This window comes from Pseudomonas brassicacearum (genome assembly GCF_003732175.1).
GTDB classification, from domain to species: domain Bacteria; phylum Pseudomonadota; class Gammaproteobacteria; order Pseudomonadales; family Pseudomonadaceae; genus Aquipseudomonas; species Aquipseudomonas brassicacearum_G.
Map to the genome: position 1 here is coordinate 55,382 of NZ_MOBI01000004.1, position 24,325 is coordinate 79,706.

At 59.8% G+C, this 24,325-nt stretch carries 23 protein-coding genes; 11 read left to right on the forward strand and 12 right to left on the reverse strand.

What is annotated here, in order from left to right; genetic code table 11:
* Positions 1–131: 131 nt before the first annotated feature.
* A complete protein-coding gene (locus BK658_RS03090) occupies positions 132–539 on the reverse strand; it encodes a flagellar basal body-associated protein FliL (RefSeq protein ID WP_054594575.1) in 408 nt (135 codons plus the stop codon).
* A gap of 151 nt (positions 540–690) precedes the next feature.
* On the opposite strand from BK658_RS03090, the gene BK658_RS03095 reads away from it, so the two are divergent.
* The 3 genes from BK658_RS03095 (at position 691) to glpT (ending at position 3,910) form a co-directional block, all read left to right on the forward strand.
* Positions 691–1,668, forward strand: coding sequence for an NADPH:quinone oxidoreductase family protein (locus BK658_RS03095; RefSeq protein ID WP_123581014.1), 978 nt, complete (start codon positions 691–693; stop codon positions 1,666–1,668).
* A gap of 51 nt (positions 1,669–1,719) precedes the next feature.
* Positions 1,720–2,334, forward strand: a complete 615-nt coding sequence (locus BK658_RS03100) for a flagellar basal body-associated protein FliL (RefSeq protein WP_123581015.1) — start codon at positions 1,720–1,722, stop codon at positions 2,332–2,334.
* Between the two features lie 226 nt (positions 2,335–2,560).
* Positions 2,561–3,910 (forward strand): glycerol-3-phosphate transporter, encoded by a 1,350-nt coding sequence (glpT, locus tag BK658_RS03105; protein ID WP_123581016.1) that lies wholly within the window; start codon positions 2,561–2,563, stop codon positions 3,908–3,910.
* Here glpT and BK658_RS03110 read toward each other — a convergent pair.
* Positions 3,907–4,545: a gamma-glutamylcyclotransferase gene (locus tag BK658_RS03110; protein WP_123581017.1), complete on the reverse strand. Its 639-nt coding sequence runs from the start codon at positions 4,543–4,545 to the stop codon at positions 3,907–3,909. The genes glpT and BK658_RS03110 overlap by 4 nt on opposite strands.
* Before the next feature lie 342 nt (positions 4,546–4,887).
* Between BK658_RS03110 and BK658_RS03115 the strand changes: the two genes are divergently transcribed.
* On the forward strand, positions 4,888–5,367 hold the full coding sequence (locus tag BK658_RS03115; protein WP_123581018.1) for a sn-glycerol-3-phosphate transporter: 480 nt from the start codon (positions 4,888–4,890) through the stop codon (positions 5,365–5,367).
* Here the strand turns inward: BK658_RS03115 and BK658_RS03120 are convergent.
* From BK658_RS03120 to BK658_RS03140, 5 genes are all read right to left on the reverse strand, one after another.
* Positions 5,364–6,350 carry a CDP-6-deoxy-delta-3,4-glucoseen reductase gene (locus BK658_RS03120; RefSeq protein WP_123581019.1) on the reverse strand — a complete coding sequence of 329 codons (987 nt, stop codon included), beginning with the start codon at positions 6,348–6,350 and terminating at the stop codon, positions 5,364–5,366. The two genes, BK658_RS03115 and BK658_RS03120, sit on opposite strands and share 4 nt — an antisense overlap.
* A complete protein-coding gene (ubiD, locus tag BK658_RS03125) occupies positions 6,350–7,816 on the reverse strand; it encodes a 4-hydroxy-3-polyprenylbenzoate decarboxylase (protein ID WP_123426241.1) in 1,467 nt (488 codons plus the stop codon). Before ubiD ends, BK658_RS03120 begins: the two co-directional genes overlap by 1 nt.
* 141 nt (positions 7,817–7,957) lie before the next feature.
* A complete protein-coding gene (gene rho, locus BK658_RS03130; protein ID WP_007899384.1) occupies positions 7,958–9,217 on the reverse strand; it encodes a transcription termination factor Rho in 1,260 nt (419 codons plus the stop codon).
* Positions 9,218–9,466: 249 nt separating this feature from the next.
* Positions 9,467–9,796 carry a thioredoxin TrxA gene (gene trxA / locus BK658_RS03135; RefSeq protein WP_003206727.1) on the reverse strand — a complete coding sequence of 110 codons (330 nt, stop codon included), beginning with the start codon at positions 9,794–9,796 and terminating at the stop codon, positions 9,467–9,469.
* Between the two features lie 120 nt (positions 9,797–9,916).
* Positions 9,917–10,621, reverse strand: coding sequence for a FadR/GntR family transcriptional regulator (locus BK658_RS03140; RefSeq protein WP_123581020.1), 705 nt, complete (start codon positions 10,619–10,621; stop codon positions 9,917–9,919).
* Between the two features lie 255 nt (positions 10,622–10,876).
* Here BK658_RS03140 and BK658_RS03145 point away from each other — a divergent pair, with 255 nt between their 5' ends.
* The 5 genes from BK658_RS03145 to ppx all read left to right on the forward strand — a co-directional run bounded on the left by BK658_RS03145 (position 10,877) and on the right by ppx (position 15,469).
* Positions 10,877–11,662, forward strand: coding sequence for a transporter substrate-binding domain-containing protein (locus tag BK658_RS03145; RefSeq protein WP_123581021.1), 786 nt, complete (start codon positions 10,877–10,879; stop codon positions 11,660–11,662).
* A gap of 34 nt (positions 11,663–11,696) precedes the next feature.
* Positions 11,697–12,365: an amino acid ABC transporter permease gene (locus BK658_RS03150; protein ID WP_123581022.1), complete on the forward strand. Its 669-nt coding sequence runs from the start codon at positions 11,697–11,699 to the stop codon at positions 12,363–12,365.
* Positions 12,362–13,012 (forward strand): amino acid ABC transporter permease, encoded by a 651-nt coding sequence (locus BK658_RS03155; protein ID WP_123581023.1) that lies wholly within the window; start codon positions 12,362–12,364, stop codon positions 13,010–13,012. Before BK658_RS03150 ends, BK658_RS03155 begins: the two co-directional genes overlap by 4 nt.
* The gene (locus BK658_RS03160) at positions 12,999–13,736 is read left to right on the forward strand and encodes an amino acid ABC transporter ATP-binding protein (protein WP_123581024.1); all 738 of its coding nucleotides are present in this window, start codon (positions 12,999–13,001) and stop codon (positions 13,734–13,736) included. Before BK658_RS03155 ends, BK658_RS03160 begins: the two co-directional genes overlap by 14 nt.
* Before the next feature lie 230 nt (positions 13,737–13,966).
* A complete protein-coding gene (gene ppx / locus BK658_RS03165) occupies positions 13,967–15,469 on the forward strand; it encodes an exopolyphosphatase (RefSeq protein WP_123581025.1) in 1,503 nt (500 codons plus the stop codon).
* Between the two features lie 59 nt (positions 15,470–15,528).
* Here the strand turns inward: ppx and ppk1 are convergent, their stop codons facing one another.
* Together ppk1 and hemB are read right to left on the reverse strand one after the other, a co-directional pair.
* Positions 15,529–17,754: a polyphosphate kinase 1 gene (gene ppk1 / locus BK658_RS03170; protein ID WP_123581026.1), complete on the reverse strand. Its 2,226-nt coding sequence runs from the start codon at positions 17,752–17,754 to the stop codon at positions 15,529–15,531.
* Between the two features lie 18 nt (positions 17,755–17,772).
* On the reverse strand, positions 17,773–18,786 hold the full coding sequence (gene hemB, locus BK658_RS03175; protein ID WP_123581027.1) for a porphobilinogen synthase: 1,014 nt from the start codon (positions 18,784–18,786) through the stop codon (positions 17,773–17,775).
* A 207-nt stretch (positions 18,787–18,993) separates the two neighbouring features.
* Here hemB and BK658_RS03180 point away from each other — a divergent pair, with 207 nt between their 5' ends.
* Positions 18,994–19,626, forward strand: a complete 633-nt coding sequence (locus BK658_RS03180; protein ID WP_123581028.1) for a DedA family protein — start codon at positions 18,994–18,996, stop codon at positions 19,624–19,626.
* On the opposite strand, the gene BK658_RS03185 is transcribed toward BK658_RS03180, so the two are convergent.
* Positions 19,607–20,842: a sterol desaturase family protein gene (locus BK658_RS03185; protein WP_123581029.1), complete on the reverse strand. Its 1,236-nt coding sequence runs from the start codon at positions 20,840–20,842 to the stop codon at positions 19,607–19,609. The genes BK658_RS03180 and BK658_RS03185 overlap by 20 nt on opposite strands.
* 115 nt (positions 20,843–20,957) lie before the next feature.
* Between BK658_RS03185 and elbB the strand changes: the two genes are divergently transcribed.
* Positions 20,958–21,626 carry an isoprenoid biosynthesis glyoxalase ElbB gene (gene elbB, locus BK658_RS03190; RefSeq protein WP_123581030.1) on the forward strand — a complete coding sequence of 223 codons (669 nt, stop codon included), beginning with the start codon at positions 20,958–20,960 and terminating at the stop codon, positions 21,624–21,626.
* 117 nt (positions 21,627–21,743) lie between these two features.
* Here elbB and BK658_RS03195 read toward each other — a convergent pair whose 3' ends face one another.
* Complete coding sequence (locus BK658_RS03195; RefSeq protein ID WP_123581031.1) at positions 21,744–22,199, reverse strand: YaiI/YqxD family protein; 456 nt, start codon at positions 22,197–22,199, stop codon at positions 21,744–21,746.
* Positions 22,200–22,319: 120 nt separating this feature from the next.
* Complete coding sequence (locus tag BK658_RS03200; protein ID WP_123581032.1) at positions 22,320–24,218, reverse strand: FTR1 family protein; 1,899 nt, start codon at positions 24,216–24,218, stop codon at positions 22,320–22,322.
* Between the last annotated feature and the right edge of the window lie 107 nt (positions 24,219–24,325).

Here is a 24,325-nt window from a genome sequence, read left to right on the forward strand (position 1 = left end):
CTGCACGAATGCTATCGCGAGCAAGCTCGCTCCCACACTGAATCGGTGTCCGTCCACAATAATCGTGAACGGCACTAACCCCTGTGGGAGCGAGCTTGCTCGCGATGAGGCCCGCCCGGATAACGGAAGGTTTATTGAATAATCAGGTTATTGAACAACAGATCGTCAACCATCGGCTTGCCGGTCTCGTCATTCATCACTTGCTGGGTCTGCTTCAAGGCTTCCTGACGCAGCTTCTCTTTCGCTTCGACGTTGTTCATGGCCTCAGTGGTCTGCTGAGAAAACAGCGCCACCAGCTGATTGCGAATCAATGGTTCATTGGCCTTCACAGCCTTGACCGCGTCCTCGCCGGTGACCCGCAACGCCACATCAGCCTTGTAGACCTTGAGCTTCTGGGTGCCATCGAGCCCATAGTTACCCACGAACGGTGGGCTCAAGCTGATATAGCTGACTTTCGGCGCTTCGCCTTCTTTGGCTTCTTCGGCCATCGCTGCCACAGGCAGAGACAGGGCCAGCATCAACATGATCCACGCTTTCACAATTCGCTCCTCATCCGGTTTGCGGCCTAGCATAACGACCCGCAGCCCAAGCACAAAGCTTATGGCTGCCTATCAGGGTCGGGCATGCTCGTTGACCCGTTGACTCACACACCTACACTTATCGGCCATCACTCCCAAAGGAATAGCCCTGATGAAAGCCGTGCTGTGCAAAGCCTTCGGCCCTGCCGAATCGCTGGTGCTGGAAGAAGTCGCGAGTCCTGTCGCCAAGAAGAACGAAATCCTGCTGGACGTGCATGCGGCCGGGGTGAACTTCCCGGACACGCTGATCATCGAGGGCAAATACCAGTTCAAGCCGCCCTTCCCGTTTTCGCCGGGCGGTGAAGCGGCCGGAGTGGTGAGCGCGGTGGGCGAAAAAGTCAGCCACCTCAAGGTGGGTGACCGGGTCATGGCACTGACCGGATGGGGCAGTTTTGCCGAGCAAGTCGCGGTGCCGGGCTACAACGTGCTGCCTATCCCGCCGTCGATGGACTTCAACACCGCCGCAGCCTTCAGCATGACCTACGGCACTTCGATGCACGCGCTGAAACAGCGCGGCAACCTGCAACCGGGGGAAACCCTGCTGGTGCTCGGCGCTTCGGGTGGTGTCGGCCTGGCCGCCGTGGAAATCGGTAAAGCCATGGGCGCACGGGTCATCGCTGCCGCCAGCAGCGCCGAGAAACTCGCCGTGGCCAAGGCTGCCGGCGCCGATGAGCTGATCAACTACAGCGAGGCCAACCTCAAGGACGAAATCAAGCGCCTGACCGACGACAACGGTGCCGATGTGATCTACGATCCGGTGGGTGGCGACCTGTTCGACCAGGCAATCCGCGCCATTGCCTGGAACGGCCGCCTGCTGGTGGTCGGTTTCGCCAGCGGACGCATCCCGGAACTGCCGGTGAACCTCGCCCTGCTCAAGGGTGCAGCCGTACTCGGAGTGTTCTGGGGCTCCTTCGCCCAACGCCAGCCGCAAGACAACGCCGCGAACTTCCAGCAACTGTTCGGCTGGTTCGCCGAAGGCAAGCTCAAGCCTCTGGTGTCGCAGGTTTACCCGCTGGCCCAAGCTGCCAACGCCATCAATGATCTCGGCCAGCGCAAGGCCGTTGGAAAGGTGGTGGTGCGGGTACGGTGAACACGACTCCCTGCTACGCTTCGAGTCTGTTTACCCATCACAGGACGGAGGATGAGCATGATGCTGCGCCATTTGTTATTCGGTCTGGCCGTTTTACCTGCATTGGTGATTTCAACGCAGGCACCGGCAAATCAAAGTGACAAGACCGCTCAGGGCCTGAGAAATGTCACGGTGCTGATCGTCCGGCACGCAGAGAAACCCGATCAGGGCATGGGGCTCAGCCCTCGTGGCGAGCAGCGCGCCGAAGCGTATGCGCACTATTTCGACCCGCTGCAGCTGGGCAGCAAGAACCTGGTACCGCAACGCCTGATCGCCACCAGCGACAGCAAGTCCAGCGCGCGACCACGGCTGACCCTGACACCATTGTCGCAACGTCTGCACCTTCCGATCGAGCAACCCTATGCCGATGAAGAAGTCGACAAACTGGTCAAGTCGCTGGGCAAGAACAACCAGGCCCCGGTCGTATTGATCGCCTGGCATCACGGGCATATCGACAATTTGATCGCAGCGTTCGGCGGCAACGGCCAAGCATTGACCGGGCAGAAACCCTGGCCGGAGGATGTGTATGACTGGCTGATCGTCTTGCGCTTCGATGACCAGGGGAGTTTGGTCGAATCCCACAGCAAGAAGATCCAGGAGCACCTGTTGCCCGGAGATGGCAGCTGATAATCCGGACTGCCGCCTCCCTTGCACCGGATCCATCCCGATCCGGCGCATAAAAAAACCATCCTCCGCCCTCTTCCTTCTCTATCCAGCTGAACGACATGTTCATAAAAGAACATGCATTCTCGTTCACTTCTCTCGATTTCCTTGACGACGAGCGGTGCTTTTTTCGGTAACGAAACTGTAACATTCGCATCCGCAGTCAAAACAAGAAATCTGGAGCTCTTGAATGTTTGCTTTTTTTCGTCCTGCCGCACATCAGGCTCCATTGCCTGAAGAACACGTAGACAGCACCTACCGGCGCTTGCGCTGGCAAATCTTCGCCGGGATTTTCTTTGGCTACGCCGGTTATTACCTGCTGCGCAAAAACTTCTCCCTGGCCATGCCGTACCTGATCGACGAAGGCTACACCCGTGGCCAACTTGGCCTGGCGATGTCGGCGATTGCGATTGCCTACGGCTTGTCGAAGTTTTTGATGGGCCTGGTGTCCGACCGTTCCAACCCGCGTTACTTCCTGCCCTTCGGCTTGCTGGTATCGGCCGGGGTCATGTTCATTTTCGGGTTCGCACCATGGGCAACGTCCAGCGTAACCATGATGTTCATTCTGCTGTTCATCAACGGCTGGGCCCAGGGCATGGGCTGGCCGCCGAGTGGCCGGACCATGGTGCACTGGTGGTCGCAGAAGGAACGCGGTGGCGTGGTGTCGGTCTGGAACGTCGCGCATAACGTCGGCGGAGGCCTGATCGGCCCGTTGTTCCTGCTTGGCATGGGCCTGTTCAACGACTGGCACGCGGCGTTCTACGTCCCCGCCGCCGTTGCGTTGCTGGTGGCCGTGTTCGCCTTCATGGTGATGCGCGATACCCCGCAATCGGTAGGCCTGCCGCCCATCGAGAAGTACAAGAACGATTACCCGGAAGGCTACGACGCCAGCCACGAAGACGAATTCAGCGCCAAGGAAATCTTCGTCAAGTACGTGCTGCGCAACAAAATGCTCTGGTACATCGCCATGGCCAACGTCTTCGTCTACCTGCTGCGCTACGGCGTACTGGACTGGGCGCCGACCTACCTGAAGGAAGCCAAGCACTTCGACGTGGATAAAACCTCGTGGGCGTACTTCTTCTACGAGTGGGCCGGTATTCCGGGCACACTGTTGTGCGGCTGGATGTCGGACAAGATCTTCCGCGGCAACCGTGGCCTGACCGGCATGGTGTTCATGGCACTGGTGACCGTGGCGACTCTGGTTTACTGGCTGAACCCGGCCGGCAACCCGACCGTCGACATGATCGCGCTGTTCTCCATCGGCTTCCTGATCTATGGCCCGGTGATGCTGATCGGCCTGCAAGCGCTGGAACTGGCGCCGAAGAAAGCCGCCGGCACGGCTGCGGGTTTCACCGGTCTGTTCGGTTATCTGGGCGGCTCGGTCGCGGCCAGTGCAGCGATGGGCTACACCGTGGACCACTTCGGCTGGGATGGCGGTTTCGTGCTGCTGGTTGGCGCGTGCCTGCTGGCGATGGCTTGCCTGGCACCGACCTTGTGGCACAAGCAAGTCGCCAGTCAGGGACGTGAAGCGCTCGCTTAAGCCTTGCAGCGCTTGAGCCGCGCCTCCAGATTCCGGTCTGGCATGGCGTGGCTGCGCAGGGCGTGGACGGTCTGCTCGACATAATCGCGAGTGGTGCCGTAGCGCCCACAGGCACTTTCAAACACCTGGCTCAGCACATGGTCAGGCAAGTTGCCGGCATAGCTGGGCAGGTGCCGCTCCAAAACAAAACCCAATGCCTGAACCTTGCTGCCGTCTTCCAGCCGGCAATTGAGCCAGTGCGGGCGATATGACGGCACCGGCATTTCGCGCTGCCACAAGGCAAACAGCGAGGCTTCCAACTGGTCTTCCGGCAACCGATAGGCAAAGCCGCTGCAAGACCCACCGCGATCCAGGCCAAACACCAGCCCCGGCATTTCCGGCGTACCACGGTGCTCGTGAGACCACAGGTACAAGCCGCGATGGTAACCATGCACGCGTCCGCGCACCCGCTCGACGGCTGTGCATTCCGGGCGCCAGATCAATGAACCGTAAGCGAATAACCAGACCGGCCCACCCTTGTGCCGGGCCATGGTGGCCTGCATCGAGCTGAGCAATTGTTCGTGAGTCAGCTGCGCGCCCAGATCGAGCCGCGGAGGGTAAGCCAGATTCAAACAAGCAGATTCAATGGCGGTCATGGCAAAGGGCGTTCAGTCCCACAAGTATTACAAGATGTAAGCAAGATTAATGTCATAGAACATATAGCAGTAAACGTAAAACGAAAAGTACTAAAGGACGTATGACCCTTCTATATCAAGGACTGCAACCTATGAAGGAGCCCGATATATAGCCTAATACTCTTTGGGAAATATCTTAAATACCCGAATGAAATATGCATAAGCCTTGTGGCCGTTCAGAATCAACAGTCATTTAACGGATCTTTCTGACGTATTCGTCTGATACCCTGCCGCCCCTTCTTTGAATGCAGGCGTATAGCAGCCTCCACAGGCGCAAGCCGAATTACCAATAGAGGTCGCAAGATGAAAAACCTGAAAATGTACGGTTTGCTGTTACTGGCACTGGCCACTCCGGCGCTGGCAGTCGAAAGCCCGACTCAAGAAGACAAGGGCTTTTGGTACCTGCAAGGTAGCCTCTACACCAAACACTATTCGCCAGACCCTGATCACAATAACAATCAGGACCTGATCGGCCTTGAACGCAATGAAGCATCCGGTTGGTTGTTTGGTGCAGTGACTTTTCGTAACTCATTTAGTCAGCGCTCGTATTACGCCTATGCGGGGAAGCGTTACGAGAGCGCCGACTATCCGGTGTATATAAAGCTGACCGGTGGATTACTCCAGGGTTACAGCGGCGAGTACAAGGACAAGATTCCACTCAACCACTTCGGCGTGGCGCCCGTGATCATTCCATCAGTGGGCGCTCATTACGGCCCAGTCGCCGCCGAACTGGTTCTGCTCGGTTTTAACGCAGCCATGATCACCACCGGCGTGCGCTTCTAGGCAGGGTTGCTTGCTTGCGGACGGGGCGCGTAGGCGAAGACGTCAGCGCGCATCTGATGCGCGTCCATCCCGGCGTTGACCAAGGCGTCCAGCGTGCCGTAAACCATCGCCGGCGAACCGCTGGCGTACACATGCAGTGACTTCAGGTCGGGAAAGTCCTCGCAAACCGCCTCGTGCAGCATGCCGCAACGCCCTTCCCAACCGCACAGATCGCTGACGACCTTGTGCAGGAACAGGTTGGGCAGCTTCAGCCATTCATCCCAATGCTCGATCTGATAGAAGTCTTCTGGCCGTCGCACGCCCCAGTACAGGTGTACCGGATGCTTGAAGCCCTTGGCCCGGCAATGCTCGATCAGGCTGTGGATCTGCCCCATGCCGGTACCCGCCGCCATCAACACCAGCGGACAGTCAGGCAACTCGGCCAGATGCGTATCGCCGAAGGGCATTTCGATGCGGACCATGCGATTGCGCTGCAACTGCTCGATCAAGCTGAGCGCACTGGCTTCGCGCGCCAGTACATGCAGCTCCAGATCCCGCCCTGAATGCGGCGCAGAGGCCAGCGAGAAGGCGGATTTCTCGCCATTCTCGCGCTCGATCAGCAGGTACTGCCCGGCGTGATAGCGCGGCGGCTTGCCAGCCGGTGCCCGCAGTCGAACCCGCCAGGTATCACCGCCGACGTCTACGCATTCAATGACCTGACACGACAGGCTGCGCACCGGTAGCTCTCCAAGCGCAAGGACGCCATCCCACAATACGATGCAGTCTTCCAAAGGCTCTGCTATGCAAGTGTAGAACTCGCCGTGATCGCGCACATCGCCGGTCTGTTTGACCCGACCTTCGACCAGCAACGCCGCGCAAACGTGGCAGTTGCCATTACGGCAGCTTTGCGGGCACTCATAGCCCAAACGCCGCGCCCCATCGAGAATCCGCTCGCCGGGCAGTATCTCAAGCACTGCTCCGGACGGCTGCAAGGTTACACGCATCAATCTATTCCTAACTGATTCCAGATGGCATCGATCCGGCGTGTCACCGCCTCATCCTTGACGATTACCCGGCCCCACTCGCGGGTGGTTTCGCCGGGCCATTTATGCGTGGCATCGAGCCCCATCTTCGAACCCAGGCCGGAAATCGGCGAGGCGAAGTCGAGGTAGTCGATCGGCGTGTTATCGATCATCACCGTATCGCGCTTGGGGTCCATGCGCGTGGTGATGGCCCAGATCACGTCGTTCCAGTCGCGGGCGTTGATATCGTCGTCAGTGACGATAACGAACTTGGTGTACATGAACTGTCGCAAAAACGACCAGACACCGAGCATTACCCGCTTGGCATGACCGGGGTACTGCTTTTTCATGGTCACAATGGCCATGCGGTACGAGCAGCCTTCGGGCGGCAAGTAGAAGTCGGTGATCTCCGGAAACTGCTTTTGCAGGATCGGTACGAACACTTCATTCAGCGCCACACCGAGAATCGCCGGCTCATCCGGTGGACGGCCGGTGTAGGTGCTGTGGTAAATCGGTTTGATACGGTGCGTGATGCGCTCGACGGTGAACACCGGGAAGCTGTCGACTTCGTTGTAATAGCCGGTGTGGTCGCCATACGGACCTTCATCGGCCATTTCGCCAGGATGAATCACACCTTCAAGGATGATCTCGGCGGTAGCCGGCACTTGCAGGTCGTTGCCACGGCACTTCACAAGCTCGGTGCGGTTACCGCGCAAGAGGCCGGCGAAGGCGTACTCGGACAGGCTGTCCGGCACCGGTGTCACCGCGCCAAGAATTGTTGCAGGGTCGGCACCCAACGCCACGGACACCGGGAACGGCTGGCCAGGATGCTTCTCGCACCACTCGCGATAGTCCAACGCGCCGCCACGGTGGCTCAACCAGCGCATGATGACTTTGTTGCGGCCAATCACCTGCTGGCGATAGATGCCGAGGTTTTGGCGGTCCTTGTTCGGGCCTTTGGTGACCGTCAGGCCCCAGGTGATCAGCGGGCCGACGTCGCCGGGCCAGCAGGTCTGCACTGGCAGCATTGCCAGGTCGACGTCATCGCCTTCGATGACCACTTCCTGGCAGATGGCGTCCTTGACGACTTTTGGCGCCATGGCAATGATTTTGCGGAAGATCGGCAGCTTGGACCAGGCGTCTTTCAGTCCCTTTGGCGGCTCAGGCTCCTTGAGGAAGGCCAGCAGTTTGCCGATCTCGCGCAGTTCGCTGACGGCTTCGGCGCCCATGCCCAGAGCCACGCGCTCAGGCGTACCGAACAGGTTGCCAAGCACGGGGATGTCATAACCGGTCGGGTTTTCGAACAGCAGCGCCGGCCCCTTGGCCCGCAAGGTGCGATCGCAGACCTCGGTCATTTCCAGCACTGGTGACACCGGAACCTGGATGCGCTTGAGTTCGCCGCGCTGTTCCAGGCCGCTGATAAAGTCGCGCAAGTCGCGATACTGCATGCGTTAGCCTCGTTTTGGCCATGGCGTTCGGGGGCATGAGTTTAGCCTTGAACCCACCCGTTCAGAAGAGTGACCAGGAAAATCATCAAAGGTCAGATAGCAAAAAGCCGGGTTTCCCCGGCTTTTGCTGGCCTGATCGACTTACTTGCGTTTCATCGACAGGAAGAACTCATCGTTGGTCTTGGTCTGCTTCAGCTTGTCGACCAGGAACTCGATGGCAGAAACTTCATCCATAGGATGCAGCAGCTTGCGCAGGATCCACATGCGCTGCAGCTCGTCGTCGGCAGTCAGCAACTCTTCGCGGCGGGTGCCGGAGCGGTTGATGTTGATCGCCGGGAAGACGCGCTTTTCAGCGATCTTGCGATCCAGAGGCAGTTCCATGTTGCCGGTGCCTTTGAATTCTTCGTAGATCACTTCATCCATCTTCGAGCCGGTTTCAACCAGCGCGGTAGCGATGATGGTCAGCGAGCCGCCTTCTTCGATGTTCCGTGCGGCACCGAAGAAACGCTTTGGTTTCTCCAGGGCGTGGGCATCGACACCACCGGTGAGAACCTTGCCGGAGCTCGGGATCACAGTGTTGTAGGCACGTGCCAGACGGGTGATGGAGTCGAGCAGGATGACCACGTCTTTCTTGTGTTCAACCAGGCGCTTGGCCTTCTCGATCACCATTTCGGCAACCTGCACGTGGCGGGTTGGCGGCTCGTCGAACGTCGAGGCAACCACTTCGCCGCGCACGGTGCGCTGCATTTCGGTTACTTCTTCCGGACGTTCGTCGATCAGCAGCACGATCAGATGAACTTCAGGGTTGTTACGAGCGATGTTGGCAGCGATGTTCTGCAGCATGATCGTCTTGCCCGCTTTTGGCGGAGCAACGATCAGACCGCGCTGGCCTTTACCGATCGGGGCGCACAGGTCGATGACACGACCGGTGAGGTCTTCGGTGGAACCGTTACCGGCTTCCATCTTCATGCGCACGGTCGGGAACAGCGGGGTCAGGTTCTCGAAGAGAATCTTGTTTTTCGCGTTCTCGGGACGATCGTAGTTGATCGTGTCGACCTTGAGCAGTGCGAAATAACGCTCGCCTTCCTTTGGAGGACGGATCTTGCCAACGATGGTGTCACCGGTGCGCAAGTTGAAGCGACGGATCTGGCTCGGCGAGACATAGATATCGTCTGGGCCGGCGAGATAGGAGGCGTCTGCAGAGCGGAGAAAGCCGAAGCCGTCCTGGAGAATCTCCAGCACGCCATCACCGGAGATTTCCTCGCCGCTTTTCGCGTGCTTTTTCAGCAAGGAGAAAATCACATCCTGCTTGCGCGAACGGGCCATATTTTCTATGCCCATCTGTTCGGCCAATTCGAGCAGTTCGGTAATCGGCTTTTGCTTGAGTTCAGTCAGATTCATATAGGAATGACGTAATCATTTATGGAGGGGGGGAAATTAAGCTTTTGGCTTAATGAGGCCGCGCCGCAGAGAAGGCGACAGGATCGCGTACTTATTCGAAAAGGAGAGCGTCGGCGACGGCTTGCAGGGGGCGCTGGAGAAACCAGTGCGGGGCCGAATGTAACACCTGAGTTTCGGAGCGTCTAGCCCTGAATAACGAAAAAGCCCCGCTATTTGCGGGGCTTTTTTGGATGACTCTTGCAACAACGCTTAGATGTTGGCGTCGAGGAAGGCAGCCAGTTGCGACTTCGACAGCGCGCCGACCTTGGTCGCTTCGACGTTGCCGTTCTTGAACAGCATCAGGGTCGGGATACCACGCACACCGTGCTTGGCCGGGGTTTCCTGGTTTTCGTCGATGTTCAGCTTGGCAACGGTCAGTTTGCCTTTGTAGGTTTCAGCGATTTCGTCCAGAACCGGAGCGATCATCTTGCATGGGCCACACCACTCAGCCCAGTAGTCGACCAGTACAGCACCTTCGGCCTTGAGTACGTCAGCTTCGAAGCTAGCGTCGCTAACGTGTTTGATAAGATCGCTGCTCATGGAAGTCTCCAGGTTGTAAGCAAAAAAACGTGGCCCATCATAGCCGCCCTTCCCTCGTTCAGGAAGCCGCAGATGATTGAGTCTCGCTATGGTGGTGCATGAGTTTGGGTATAGCTCAAGTCACGCCGTGGCGGGGGTCACGAAGGAAATTCCAGTGCGCAGGGCCGCGTTGCGCACATGCTCCTGCATAGCCTTCTGCGCGGCCCCCGAAGCCCGGCGGGCCAGCGCTCGGAGGATCTTGCGGTGTTCCTGCCAGGTTTCCATGGCCCGTTCGGCCCGGATAAACGGTAGTTTCTGGCTCTCCAGAAAGAGCTCGGCACTCGCCGTCAGAATGCTCAACATCGCCTGATTGCCACTGGCCAGCAGCATTCGCCGATGAAATTCGAAGTCCAGCCGCGCCGCCGCGTCGAAGTCCCCGGCACGCAACACGTCGCGCATCGCTGCGACGTTATCCTCAAGGGCATCGAGCTCATCGGCGCTCAATGTCACCGCCGCCAACCCCGCCGCAAAACCTTCCAGGGCATAGCGCAACTGAAAGATATCCACAGGCGATGCTTGAGCCGCGAACGGCCAACTGACTCCCGACACTGCCGGGGATGGCTCGATTGCCTGCACGAACACCCCTTTGCCGGGCTGCACGCTGATCACCCCCAAGGCACTCAAGGATGACAACGCCTCACGCAGCGACGTCCGACTCACGCCCAGTTGCAGTGCCAGATCACGCTGCGAAGGCAGCACGTCCCCCGGCCCGAAACCCTGGTCGGCAATCAGTTTACGGATGGCGTGCAGCGCCACTTCGGGTACGGCGCGGGAGATCGAATTCATGGTTTTTTCAGACGAGCCAGACCAGTGAGCGGCTAGTTGTAAAGCTAATCGCCGAGTCAGGCAAGTCGTGCCCCACGGGGGTTCGAGCGCTTTGGGCGATGCCCGATCAAGGTGCGAAAATATCAGCAACTGTTCAGACCAGTAAGACCGACCAACACCAGTAAATCCGTGGCCTTACAGGCATTTCACCGAGGGTTGGCATGGCCTGTGCTCTGTCGATTCGCAGAAATCACTTGCCGAATCCGGAGATTTGCCATGACCCAGCGTTGCAGCGCCCTGCTCACTGCCCTGTTCGCCAGCCTGATGCTCTGTCAGCTCCCCGCCCATGCCGACGGCCTGGAGGATGTGGTCAAGCGCGGCACGCTCAAGGTCGCCGTACCTCAGGACTTCCCGCCGTTTGGCTCGGTGGGTCCCGATATGAAACCCCGTGGCCTCGACATCGACACCGCTGCGCTTCTGGCCGACCAGCTCAAGGTCAAACTCGAACTGACGCCGGTCAACAGCACCAACCGCATCCCGTTCCTGACCACCGGCAAGGTCGACCTGGTGATCTCCAGCCTCGGCAAAAACCCTGAGCGCGAGAAGGTCATCGACTTCTCCCGTGCCTATGCGCCCTTCTATCTCGCGGTGTTCGGCCCGCCAGACGTCGCCATCAACGGCCTGGATGACCTCAAGGGTAAAACCGTCAGCGTCACCCGTGGCGCCATCGAAGACATCGAGTTGACTGCCGTGGCCCCGCAAGGCGTGACCATCAAGCGCTTCGAAGACAACAACTCGACCGTCGCCGCTTACCTCGCAGGGCAAGTCGACCTGATCGCCAGTGGCAACGTGGTGATGGTGACCATCAGCGAGCGCAACCCGAAACGCATTCCAGCGCTGAAAGTGAAGCTCAAGGATTCGCCGGTCTACGTCGGCGTGAACAAGAACGAGCCGGCGCTGCTGGACAAGGTCAATCAGATCCTTGCCGCCGCCAGGACCGACGGCAGCCTGGAGAAAAACGCCCAAACCTGGCTCAAGCAGCCGCTGCCGGCCGATCTCTGATCGTCGCAACGGCGCTTAATCGAGGAAACTGTCCATGGCCTATCAGTTCGACTTTTTACCGGTGGTCCACAACACCGACTTGTTGCTGCGCGGTGCGCTGTTCACCCTTGAGCTGACGGCCATCGGCGCACTGCTCGGGGTGAGCCTGGGGATTGTCGGGGCGGTGGTGCGGGCGTGGAACATCCGTCCGTTTGCCGGGATTTTCGGGGTTTACGTCGAGTTGATCCGCAACACACCGTTTCTGGTGCAACTGTTCTTCATCTTCTTCGGCTTGCCGTCGCTGGGCCTGCAAATCTCCGAATGGCAGGCCGCGGTGCTGGCGATGGTGATCAACCTCGGCGCCTATTCGACGGAAATCATTCGCGCGGGCATTCAAGCGATCCCCCGCGGCCAGCTGGAAGCCTCGGCGGCGTTGGCGATGAGCCGTTTCGAAGCCTTCCGCCATGTGGTGCTGCTGCCGGCACTGGGCAAGGTCTGGCCGGCCCTGAGCAGCCAGATCATCATCGTCATGCTCGGTTCGGCGGTGTGCTCGCAGATCGCCACGGAAGAACTGAGTTTTGCCGCCAACTTCATTCAGTCACGCAACTTCCGCGCTTTCGAAACCTACGCCCTGACCACGCTGGTCTACCTGTGCATGGCTTTGTTGATCCGCCAGCTACTGAACTGGATTGGGCGACGCTACATTGCGAGGAACGGCCAATGAGCGATTTCACCTTCTGGGACATCGTCCGCAACCTGCTCACCGGCCTGCAATGGACCCTGGCACTGTCGCTGGTGGCGTTTATCGGGGGCGGGCTGATCGGCTTGCTGATCATGACCCTGCGCATCTCGAAAAACGCCCTGCCACGAGGTTTCGCCCGCACCTACATCGAGCTGTTCCAGGGCACACCGCTGTTGATGCAGCTGTTTCTGGTGTTTTTCGGCGTAGCGCTGCTCGGGATCGAGATTTCACCGTGGCTGGCAGCAGCGATTGCCTTGACGCTGTTTACCAGCGCTTACCTGGCGGAAATCTGGCGCGGCTGCGTCGATTCGATCGCCAACGGTCAGTGGGAAGCGTCGGCAAGCCTGGCGCTCAATCCCTTTGAACAGCTGCGCCACGTGATCCTGCCGCAAGCCCTGCGCATTGCCGTGGCACCGACCGTGGGCTTCTCGGTGCAGGTGGTCAAGGGCACGGCGGTGACCTCGATCATCGGCTTCACCGAACTCACCAAAACCGGCGGCATGCTCGCCAATGCAACCTTCGAACCCTTCATGGTCTACGGCCTCGTGGCGCTCGGTTACTTCCTGCTCTGCTACCCGTTGTCCCTCAGTGCCCGCTACCTGGAAAGGAGACTGCATGCCTCTGCTTAGAATTTCCGCCCTGCATAAATATTACGGCGATCACCATGTGCTCAAAGGCATCGACCTGAGCGTCAACGAAGGCCAGGTAGTAGCGATCATCGGGCGTAGCGGCTCGGGGAAATCGACCCTGCTGCGCACCTTGAACGGCCTGGAGTCGATCAACGACGGGGTGATCGAAGTCGACGGCGAATACCTCGACGCCGCCCGTGCCGACCTGCGCAGCCTGCGGCAGAAGGTCGGCATGGTGTTTCAGCAATTCAACCTGTTCCCACACCTGACGGTGGGCGAAAACGTCATGCTTGCGCCGCAGGTGGTGCAGAAAGTGCCCAAGACCAAGGCTGCCGAGCTGGCGCGGCAAATGCTGGAGCGGGTCGGGCTCGCGGAAAAGTTCGATGCATTCCCGGATCGACTGTCCGGCGGCCAGCAACAGCGTGTCGCGATCGCCCGGGCCCTGGCGATGTCGCCGAAAGTGCTGTTGTGCGACGAAATCACCTCGGCGCTCGACCCGGAGCTGGTCAACGAGGTGCTGAGCGTGGTCCGGCAACTGGCCAGGGACGGGATGACGCTGATCATGGTCACCCACGAAATGCGCTTCGCCCGTGAAGTCGGCGACAAACTGGTGTTCATGCACCAGGGTAAGGTGCACGAGGTGGGCGATCCGAAAGTGTTGTTTGCCAATCCGCAGACGGCAGAGCTGGCGAATTTCATCGGCACCGTGGAAGCCGCGGGCTGATTTTCTGGCTCCTGCCAAGCCGCCATCGCGAGCAGGCTCGCTCCCACAGGGTTCTTTGTTGCCGTCAGTCCTGTGGGCGACACAAATCCAATGTGGGAGCGAGCCTGCTCGCGATTGAGCGCGAAGCGGTCACGGCATCCTGCGCTGGATCAAGGCTTTAAACACTACGCGTTGGCGGCAGCGGTTGATCGTGGCAGGATGTCGAGGTTATCGACCGAGACCCCCTCACCATGCCTCAATCCCAAGCCAAGAATCTGTCCCTGATCGCCGCTATAGACCTGGGCTCGAACAGCTTTCATATGGTCGTGGCCAAGGCCCTGCACAATGAAATCCGTATTCTCGAGCGGCTTGGCGAGAAGGTTCAACTGGCCGCGGGGATCGACGAAGAGCGCCAACTCACCGAAGAATCCATGCAGCGCGGGCTCGATTGCCTGAAGCGCTTTGCCCAACTGATCAATGGCATGCCACCGGGCGCCGTGCGGATCGTCGGTACCAACGCCCTGCGCGAGGCGCGCAACCGCGGCGAATTCATCCGCCGCGCCGAAGAAATTCTCGGCCACCCGGTGGAAGTCATCTCCGGTCGTGAAGAAGCCCGCCTGATCTACCTTGGCGTCTCCCACACCCTCGCCGACACACCGGGCAAGCGTCTGGTGGCCGACATCGGCGGTGGCAGTACCGAATTCATCATCGGCCAGCGCTTCGAGCCGCTGCTGCGCGAAAGCCTGCAAATGGGCTGCGTCAGCTACACCCAGCGCTATTTCCGCGACGGCAAGGTCACCCCGGCCCGTTACGCCCAGGCCTACACTGCGGCGCGGCTGGAGATCATGAGCATTGAACATGCCTTGCACCGCCTGACCTGGGATGAAGCGATCGGCTCCTCGGGCACCATCCGTGCCATCGGCCTGGCGCTGAAGGCTGGCGGCCATGGCGCTGGCGAGGTCAACGCCGAGGGTCTGTCCTGGCTCAAGCGCAAGCTGATCAAACTCGGCGACGTCGAAAAAATCGATTTCGAAGGCATAAAACCGGATCGCCGAGCGATTTTCCCGGCTGGCCTGGCGATTCTTGAGGCAATCTTCGACGCACTCGAATTGCAACGCATGGATCACTGTGAGGGCGCTCTGCGTGAAGGCGTGCTCTACGACCTGATGGGCCGTCATCACCACGAAGACGTCCGCGAACGCACTCTCAGCTCGCTCATGGAGCGTTACCACGTCGACGTGGAACAGGCCGACCGCGTCGAACGCAAGGCGCTTCACGCGTTCGATCAGGTGGCCGATGACTGGGACCTGAATGACGGCGTCTGGCGCGAATTGCTGGGCTGGGCCGCCAAGGTCCACGAAATCGGGCTGGATATCGCCCACTATCAATTCCACAAACACGGCGCCTACCTGATCGAACATTCCGATCTGGCCGGTTTTTCCCGTGAAGACCAACTGATGCTGGCGCTGCTGGTACGCGGCCACCGCCGCAACATTCCCAAGGACAGGTTTGCCGAGTTCGGTGATGAAGGCATCAAGCTGATTCGCCTCTGCGTGCTGCTGCGCTTCGCGATTCTGTTCCATCACATCCGTGGCACCCAAAAGATGCCGCAGGTCACGTTGCAGGCCAACGGTGACACCCTGGATGTGCTGTTCCCGGAGAACTGGCTGGACGAAAACCAGCTGACCCAGGCCGACTTCGCGCTGGAAGCGGAATGGCTGACCCGCGTCAACTTCGTGCTTAACGTTCGCTGAAAACAAAAGGGCGATCCTTGCGGATCGCCCTTTTGCATCATGCCGGTCCCTCTTCTGCGTTAACTAACACTCAGAATCGGGCTGCCCAAACGCTCCAGCAAGGTTGCCTGGGCGCTGCGCGGGTTCTGGTTGCCGGTCGGCGTATTGCGGATGTAACGGCCGTCCGACTGCAGGCTCCAGCTGTGGGTGTTATCGGTGAGGTAAAGCTCCAGCTCTTTCTTGACCCGGGTAATCAGCTTCTTGCCTTCCACCGGGAAGCACGTCTCGACACGTTTATCGAGGTTGCGCTCCATCCAGTCGGCACTCGACAGGAACATCTGCTCTTCACCGCCGTTGAGGAAGTAGAAGACCCGCGTGTGTTCCAGGAAGCGACCGATGATCGAGCGCACGTGGATGTTGTGCGAAACCCCGGCGATACCCGGCCGCAGGCAGCACATGCCGCGTATCACCAGATCAATCCGCACCCCCGACTGGCTGGCTTTGTACAGCGCGCGGATGACCTTCGGGTCAGTCAGCGAGTTGAACTTGGCGATGATGTGCGCCGGTTTGCCGTCCAGGGCGAACTGGGTCTCCCGGGCAATCATGTCGAGCATGCCCTTCTTCAGCGTGAACGGCGCGTGCAGCAGTTTCTTCATGCGCAGGGTTTTACCCATGCCGATCAACTGGCTGAACAGTTTGCCGACGTCTTCGCACAAGGCGTCATCGGAAGTCAGCAGGCTGTAGTCGGTGTACAGGCGGGCGTTGGCAGCGTGGTAGTTACCGGTGCCCAAGTGGGCGTAACGGACAATCTCGCCGGCCTCGCGGCGCAGTATCAGCATCATCTTGGCGTGGGTCTTGAAGCCCACCACGCCATAGATCACCACCGCGCCGGCCGCTTGCAGACGGCTGGCCAGTTGCAGGTTGGACTCTTCGTCGAACCGCGCGCGCAATTCGATCACCGCGGTGACTTCCTTGCCGTTACGCGCTGCATCGACCAGGGCATCGACGATTTCCGAGTTCGCGCCGCTGCGGTAAAGGGTCTGACGGACCGCCAACACGTGCGGGTCCTTGGCCGCCTGGCGCAGCAAGTCGACCACCGGAGTGAAGGACTCGAACGGGTGCAGCAGCAGAATGTCCTGCTTGCTGATCACGCTGAAAATGTTTTCGCTGTTCTGCAGCAGTTTCGGGATCTGCGGGGTGAACGGCGTGTATTGCAGCTCCGGGTGACTGTCCAGGCCGGTGATGCTGAACAGCCGCGTCAGGTTGACCGGACCGTTGACCTGATACAACTCGGTCTCGCTCAGGTTGAACTGCTTGAGCAGGTAGTCGGACAGGTGTTTCGGGCAGGTGTCAGCCACTTCCAGGCGCACGGCATCGCCATAACGACGGGAGAACAGCTCACCGCGCAGGGCGCGGGCCAGGTCTTCGACGTCTTCGGTGTCGACCGCCAGGTCAGCGTTTCGGGTCAGGCGGAACTGGTAGCAGCCCTTGACCTTCATGCCCTGGAACAGGTCGTCGGCGTGAGCGTGGATCATCGACGACAGGAACACATAGTTGTCACCCGTGCCACCGACCTCTTCCGGCACCTTGATCACACGCGGCAGCAAACGCGGTGCCGGGATGATCGCCAGACCGGAATCGCGACCGAATGCATCGATACCTTCGAGCTCGACAATGAAGTTCAGGCTCTTGTTCACCAGCAACGGGAACGGGTGCGTCGGGTCGAGGCCGATCGGGGTGATGATTGGCGCGATCTCGTCGCGGAAATAGCGGCGCACCCAGGTCTTGAGTTTGGTGGTCCAGTAGCGACGACGGATGAAGCGGACCTGATGTTTCTCCAGTTCCGGCAACAGGATGTCGTTGAGGATCGCGTATTGGCGATCGACGTGGCCGTGCACCAGATCGCTGATGCGCGCCAGCGCCTGATGCGGTTGCAGGCCGTCGGCACCGGCTTGTTCACGGGCGAAGGTGATCTGCTTTTTAAGTCCGGCAACACGAATCTCGAAGAACTCGTCCAGGTTGCTGGAGAAGATCAGCAGAAACTTCAGCCGTTCCAGCAAGGGATAGGACTCATCCAGCGCCTGCTCCAGCACGCGGATGTTGAACTGCAGTTGCGACAGCTCGCGATGGATGTACAGGCTGCTGTCATCCAGGCCCGGAATCGCGACTGCCGGCGCCACCGGTGCAGCTTCGGCTACCACCACCGCGGGCGGGGCAGGCTCCAGCGCAGGCTCGATTTCGACGACAGGCTCAACCAGGGGTTGAGCTTCTTTTACGGCAACTTCAGTAAGTCCTTCGGTATTCATCAGATGTTCCTGGGAGGGCTATTGTTGCTCTCGTAACAATTGAGCGGCACGTACGGCAAAGTAAGTCAGGATGCCATCAGCTCCAGCACGTTTAAAAGCGGTCAGGGATTCAAGAATAACCCCTTCGCTCAACCAGCCATTCTGGATCGCCGCCATATGCATCGCGTATTCACCGCTGACCTGATAGACAAAGGTCGGCACTTTAAATTCTTCTTTGACCCGGTAAAGAATGTCCAGGTACGGCATGCCTGGCTTGACCATGACCATATCCGCGCCTTCTGACAAGTCGCTGGCCACTTCATGCAACGCTTCGTTGCCGTTGGCCGGATCCATTTGATAGGACGCCTTGTTGGCCTTGCCCAGGTTCAGCGCCGAACCCACCGCATCACGGAACGGACCGTAATAGGCACTGGCGTACTTGGCCGAGTACGCCATGATCCGCACGTTGACGTGACCGGCCAGCTCCAGCGCTTCACGGATCGCCTGGATGCGGCCGTCCATCATGTCCGACGGAGCCACCACCTGCGCACCGGCTGCGGCGTGGGACAAGGCCTGTTTGACCAGCGCATCGACGGTGACGTCGTTCTGCACATAACCTTCTTCATCCAGAATACCGTCCTGACCGTGGGTGGTGAACGGGTCCAGTGCTACGTCGGTAATCACCCCCAACTCCGGGAAGCGTGCACGCAAGGCGCGAGTGGCGCGCTGGGCGATACCCTCCGGGTTCCATGCCTCGGCAGCGTCGAGGGATTTGAGTTCGGCCGGGGTCACCGGGAACAGCGCCACGGCTGGAATGCCCAGCTCGACCCACCGGGCCGCTTCTTCGAGCAACAGGTCGATGGTCAGGCGTTCGACGCCGGGCATCGAGGCAACCGCTTCACGACGGTTTTCGCCGTCGAGCACAAAGACCGGAAGAATCAGGTCATTGGTGGTCAGGACGTTTTCACGGACCAGACGGCGAGAAAATTCATCACGACGATTGCGACGCAGGCGGGTTGCAGGAAACAAACGGTTGGCGGGGGTAAAGCTCACGACAGACTCCTGAGCCCGCGCTGGCGGGCGAGCGTGACAGTTATAAGCGGCCATTATGACCAACGTATGACAGTTATGTGCACCCCTGTGACCTGTAGTCGCAACCATTGTCCTTGTAGGAAATGTTCACGTCGAGACACATTTCGACACTTTCCTGAATGTGCCTGAAGGGTTAGGCTGCGCGTTCATTTCGCCAGCACCCAGACAATGCTCCAACAATTTCTGCATGACTTCGGCTACTTTGCCCTTTTCCTCGGCACGTTCTTCGAAGGCGAAACCATTCTGGTACTCGCAGGCTTCCTCGCGTTCCGCGGATATATGGACATCAACCTGGTGGTGATCGTGGCGTTCTTCGGCAGTTACGCCGGCGATCAGCTGTGGTACTTCCTGGGGCGCAAACACGGCCGCAAACTGCTGGCGCGCAAACCACGCTGGCAACTGATGGGTGATCGGGCGCTAGAGCACATCCGCAGGCACCCGGATATCTGGGTACTGAGCTTTCGCTTCGTCTACGGCCTGCGTACGGTGATGCCCGTGGCCATCGGCCTGTCGGGTTATCCGCCGGGACGCTACCTGATACTCAATGGTATTGGTGCGGCGATATGGGCCAGCGCCCTGGCGGCTGCCGCTTACCACTTTGGCGCGGTGCTCGAAGGCATGCTCGGCAGCGTCAAGAAGTACGAGCTGTGGGTATTGGGCGCCCTGCTGGTGCTGGGCTTCTGCCTGTGGTTGCGTCGGCGTTTCAAGAATGCTCGCCTCGCCAAGCAGATCTACGAAGACGAACAGGTCCTGCAGGCCGAAAATGCCAAGGCCGACAAACCTACGACGCCAGTCGAGTGATGCGGTTTTTGCAGTAGTAGAGACCGATGCCGCTGAGCAGGCTGTAACTGAGCAGGCCGACCCAGCCCACCGCGCTGGCCGGCCATAGCCCGACCAGCGGCGCCAGCCAGACCAGCGGCAGGTTCAGCGCCAGCCGCAGCAACTCCAGTTTCAACGCCTGCGGGCGATTCTCCAGGGCCACGCCCAGCACAAACAAACCCAGCGCTACCGCCCCCCAGCCCAACACCAGGGCCGCGGCCGGCAAGCTTTGCGCAAGATTCATCAGGTAGCTGCCCAGCGCGATGTACAGGCAAAACTGCAACGCGATATACACCTGCTGTCGCCCGTCCAGCGGCACCTCGAATTTGCGGAACTGACTCAGGTCCGGTTTGTTCATCGGGTACTTCGCCGCCACGTCCGCGGGCCGCCAACCGGTGCGCATGAACCAGATTCGCAGCTTGTCCCACCAGCGCTCGGCGCGTCGTGCATCGGCCCATAACTGCGCATAGAACTGCACATTCGCCCACAACGGATTCCAGCTCGCCAACGGTGTGGTCACGCCAAAAATCACCGGCTCGTTGTCGTCCTCTTCCTGGAACGAGCCAAACAGCCGGTCCCAGATAATGAACACTCCACCGTAGTTGCGATCCATGTAGAGCGCGTTCTGTGCATGGTGAGCCCGATGGTTGGAGGGCGTGACGAAGAACCATTCGAACCAGCCGAGCTTGGGAATGTGTTTGGTGTGAACCCAGAATTGATACAGCAGGTTCAGCGCCGCGACGCTGACGAACACCAGCAGCGGCACGCCGAGTACCGCCATCGGCAGGTAGAAAATCCAGCTCAGCAGGAACCCGGTGCTGGTCTGGCGCAACGCCGTGGAAAGGTTGTAGTCCTCGCTTTGATGGTGCACCGAATGCGCCGCCCAGAGGACGTTGCGCTCATGCCCCATGCGGTGCAGCCAGTAATAGCAGAAGTCATAGGCAACAAAGGCAAACACCCAGACCCAAATGCTCTCGGCCGACAGCTCGAACAACGCCAGATGCTTCAGCGCAAACGCGTACGTCACCAGCCCCACACCTTTGGTCAGCAGGCCGGTGGTGGTCGACAACACGCCGGTGCTGAGGCTGTTGATCGCATCGGCCAGGCGATAATTACGCATCCCGCGCCAGCGGTCCGCCAGCAGCTCGACGGCAATCAACACGAAGAAAAACGGCACCGCATACAGAATGAAGTCCATGACGCGACCTGATCGCAATGGTGATGACTGATCCTAGGTGTAGCCGTGAAATAACCCTATGGCAACGAGTGACAAATTAGTGGACATTTAACGCCATGAATCTGGAGAAGAACCCATGAGCAAAAAAGTTGCAGTGATACTTTCCGGCTGTGGCGTGTATGACGGCGCCGAGATCCATGAAAGCGTGATGACCCTGCTGCGCCTCGACCAACGCGGTGCACAGGTGCAATGTTTCGCCCCTGATATCGCGCAATTGCATGTGATCAACCACCTGACGGGCAAAGAAATGCCCGAGTCGCGCAACGTGCTGGTGGAGTCGGCGCGCATCGCCCGCGGGCAAGTGAAAGACCTGCGCGAGGCCAACGCCGAAGACTTCGATGCGCTGATCGTACCCGGCGGTTTTGGTGCAGCGAAGAACTTGTCCAACTTCGCTATCGAAGGCGCCGGTTGCACAATTCAGCCAGATGTCCTGGCGCTGGCCGAAGCCTTTGCCGAAGCCGGAAAACCGGTTGGCCTGATCTGCATCTCACCGGCATTGGCAGCGAAGATCTACGGCCCGGGCGTAACCTGCACGATCGGCAATGACGCTGACACTGCCGCCGCAATGACCCGAATGGGTGCGACCCATGTCGATTGCGCTGTCGGCGAGATCATCGAAGACAAGGCACGCAAACTGGTCAGCACCCCAGCCTATATGCTGGCGCAATCGATCAGCGAAGCGGCTTCCGGGATCAACAAGCTGGTTGATCGCGTCCTCGAACTCACCCACGAAAACGACGCCTGACGCGGGCCAATTGTGGGAGCGAGCCTGCTCGCGATGGCGGTCTATCCGTCGATATAAATATTGGATGTGCTGGCCCCATCGCGAGCAGGCTCGCTCCCACAGGGTTCACTGCAAGGCTCAAGACTTTCGGACCAGCCGGGTGATGATCCGGTCCAGCGCATTGGCGAACGCCTGCTTCTCCCGTTCACCAAACGGCGCGGGACCACCGCCCATCTGGCCCTGCTCACGCAGGTCGGTGAACAGGTTGCGCACCGCCAGCCGATCGCCCATGTTCTGCGCATCGAACTCCTTGCCCCGCGGATCCAGTGCGGCGACGCCTTTCTTCACCAAACGGTCGGCCAGCGGCACATCGCTGCAAATCACCAGCTCACCCGGTACTGCGTGCTCCACCAGGTAATCGTCAGCTGCATCCGGGCCGCTCGGCACCACGATCAGCTTCACCAGTGCCAGGCCCGGCTTGATCTGCGGCTGCCCGGCCACCATCACCACCTCAAACTGGCGCTTGAGGGCGAACTTCACCACCAGATCCTTGGCTGCCCGAGGGCAGGCGTCGGCATCAATCCAGACACGCATTGCGTTTACCTCTTCCAAAAAGCATCGTCGGATCGCCGCCCGGAGCAGGCTCGCTCCCACAGGTTATACGCAATCCTGTGGGAGCGAGCCTGCTCGCGATAATGAGCGCAGCGAATACGATTAAGAAGCCTGCACCCGCCGCTTCTCCGCCAGCCGACTACGGCTATACAGCACCACAATCGCCAGAATCGCCACCGCCTGCGCACCCAGCGAATAGGCGTCAGCGTGAATCCCCAGCCAGTCGAAGTCAAAGAATGGCACCGGACGAGTGCCGAAGATCCCGGCCTCCTGCAAAGCCTTGACGCCATGCCCGGCGAACACCACCGACAACGCGCAGAGCAAACCGGCGTTGATCCCGAAGAACAGCGCCAGCGGCAGTTTCGCCGAGCCGCGCAGGATCACCCAGGCCAGACCGATCAACATCACCAGCGCCGTGGCGCCACCTGCCAATACCGCGTTATGCCCGGCCGGGCCGGCTTGCAGCCATAGGGTTTCGTAAAACAGCACCACTTCGAACAGCTCGCGGTAGACCGAGAAAAACGCCAGCGCCGCAAAGCCGAAACGCCCGCCGCCGCTGACCAGGCTGCTCTTGATGTAATCCTGCCAGGCCGCCGCGTGACGACGATCGTGCATCCACACCCCGAGCCAGAGCACCATGACACTGGCAAACAGCGCGGTGCAGCCCTCAAGCAGCTCGCGCTGGGCACCGCTGACATCGATCACGTACGCCGCCAGCGCCCAGGTCGCCAGACCCGCCACCAGCGCCAATCCCCAACCGATGTTGACGCTGCGAATCACCGACTGCTGACCGGTGTTGCGCAAGAACGCCAGCACCGCAGCCAGGACCAGAATCGCTTCCAGCCCTTCGCGCAACAGAATCAGCAAGCCGGAGACATAGCTCAACGACCAGCTCAAACCATCGCTGCCCAGCAGGTCCGCGGACTCTTTCAACCTGGTTTTGGCAAACGCCAGCCGTTGCTCGACTTGCTCGATCGCCAGCCCGTCCTGCAACGACTGACGGTAAGCCATCAAGGATTTTTCAGTGTCTTTGCGCACCACCGTGTTGACGTTGTCCAGTGAGCTTTCGACCAGTTCAAAGCCCTCCAGGTACGCCGCTACCGAGAGGTCATAAGCCTGCTCACGCTCGCCGGCACGGTAAGCGGCCAGGCTCTTGTCGAGGGTCGCGGCGGTGTAATCGAGCAACTGCGCCGGGCCACGCTTGACCTGCGGTGGTTGGGCGCGCTGGGCGCGGAACGTAGCGGCTGCCTCCGGGCCTTCGGCCGCCAGGACTTCCGCCGGGGTCTGTCGGGCCAGGTCGGCGAGGTTGAAGTTCTTTGCGCTTTTCGCCGTGGCCGGATCGGCGCTGAACGCGGCGATGTAGGTCGCCAGATCCCAGCGCTGACGCTCGTCGAGTTGATCGGCGAAGGCCGGCATGTCCGTGCCTTCGATGCCCTGCCCCAACGTGCTGTAGATCGCGTACAGGCTCAGGCGGTCGAGCCGCGTGGCATCACGCAGATTGGCCGGTGGCGGCGTCAGGCCGACACCTGCCGGACCATCACCGGCACCGGCGTCGCCATGGCACACCGAGCAGTGCTGCGCGTACAACGGCGCACCGCGCGTGGGGTCCGGGGTAATGATCGGTGCCTGGCTGACTTCATAGGCCACCGCCAGTTTCGCGCCCAGTTGCCGCGCCAGACGGGCCACCTCCGTACCGTCCTGACGCAGGGTCACCGCATTGCGCAGAGTGCTCACGCCCTGCTCAAGTTCCGCCCGCTCGGGTTTGGCCGGCAGCGCAACGATCAGCCCCTGCAAAACGCCAAGAAACTCCAGCTGTTCGCGGTACTCGCCGTCATCAATGACCTGGCCCGCCTCCACGGTCGCCGGGTAATCGGCACCAATGTAATCGAGCAAATGCAGTGCCTGTGGCGCACCTTCCACCGTGTCCGCCAGCAGATTGAAACTGCACAGGGCAAACAAAGGGAGCACCAGCCAGGCCAGGAAACGGGACGGGGCAGTCATGAATGAATCTCAATTGATAATACGAAGTAACACATTGTTCACTCTCAATGCTTTCCACTCAAGCGTTGTCGTCCACTGTTCGTGGATTCAGACACCTCCAACATGGT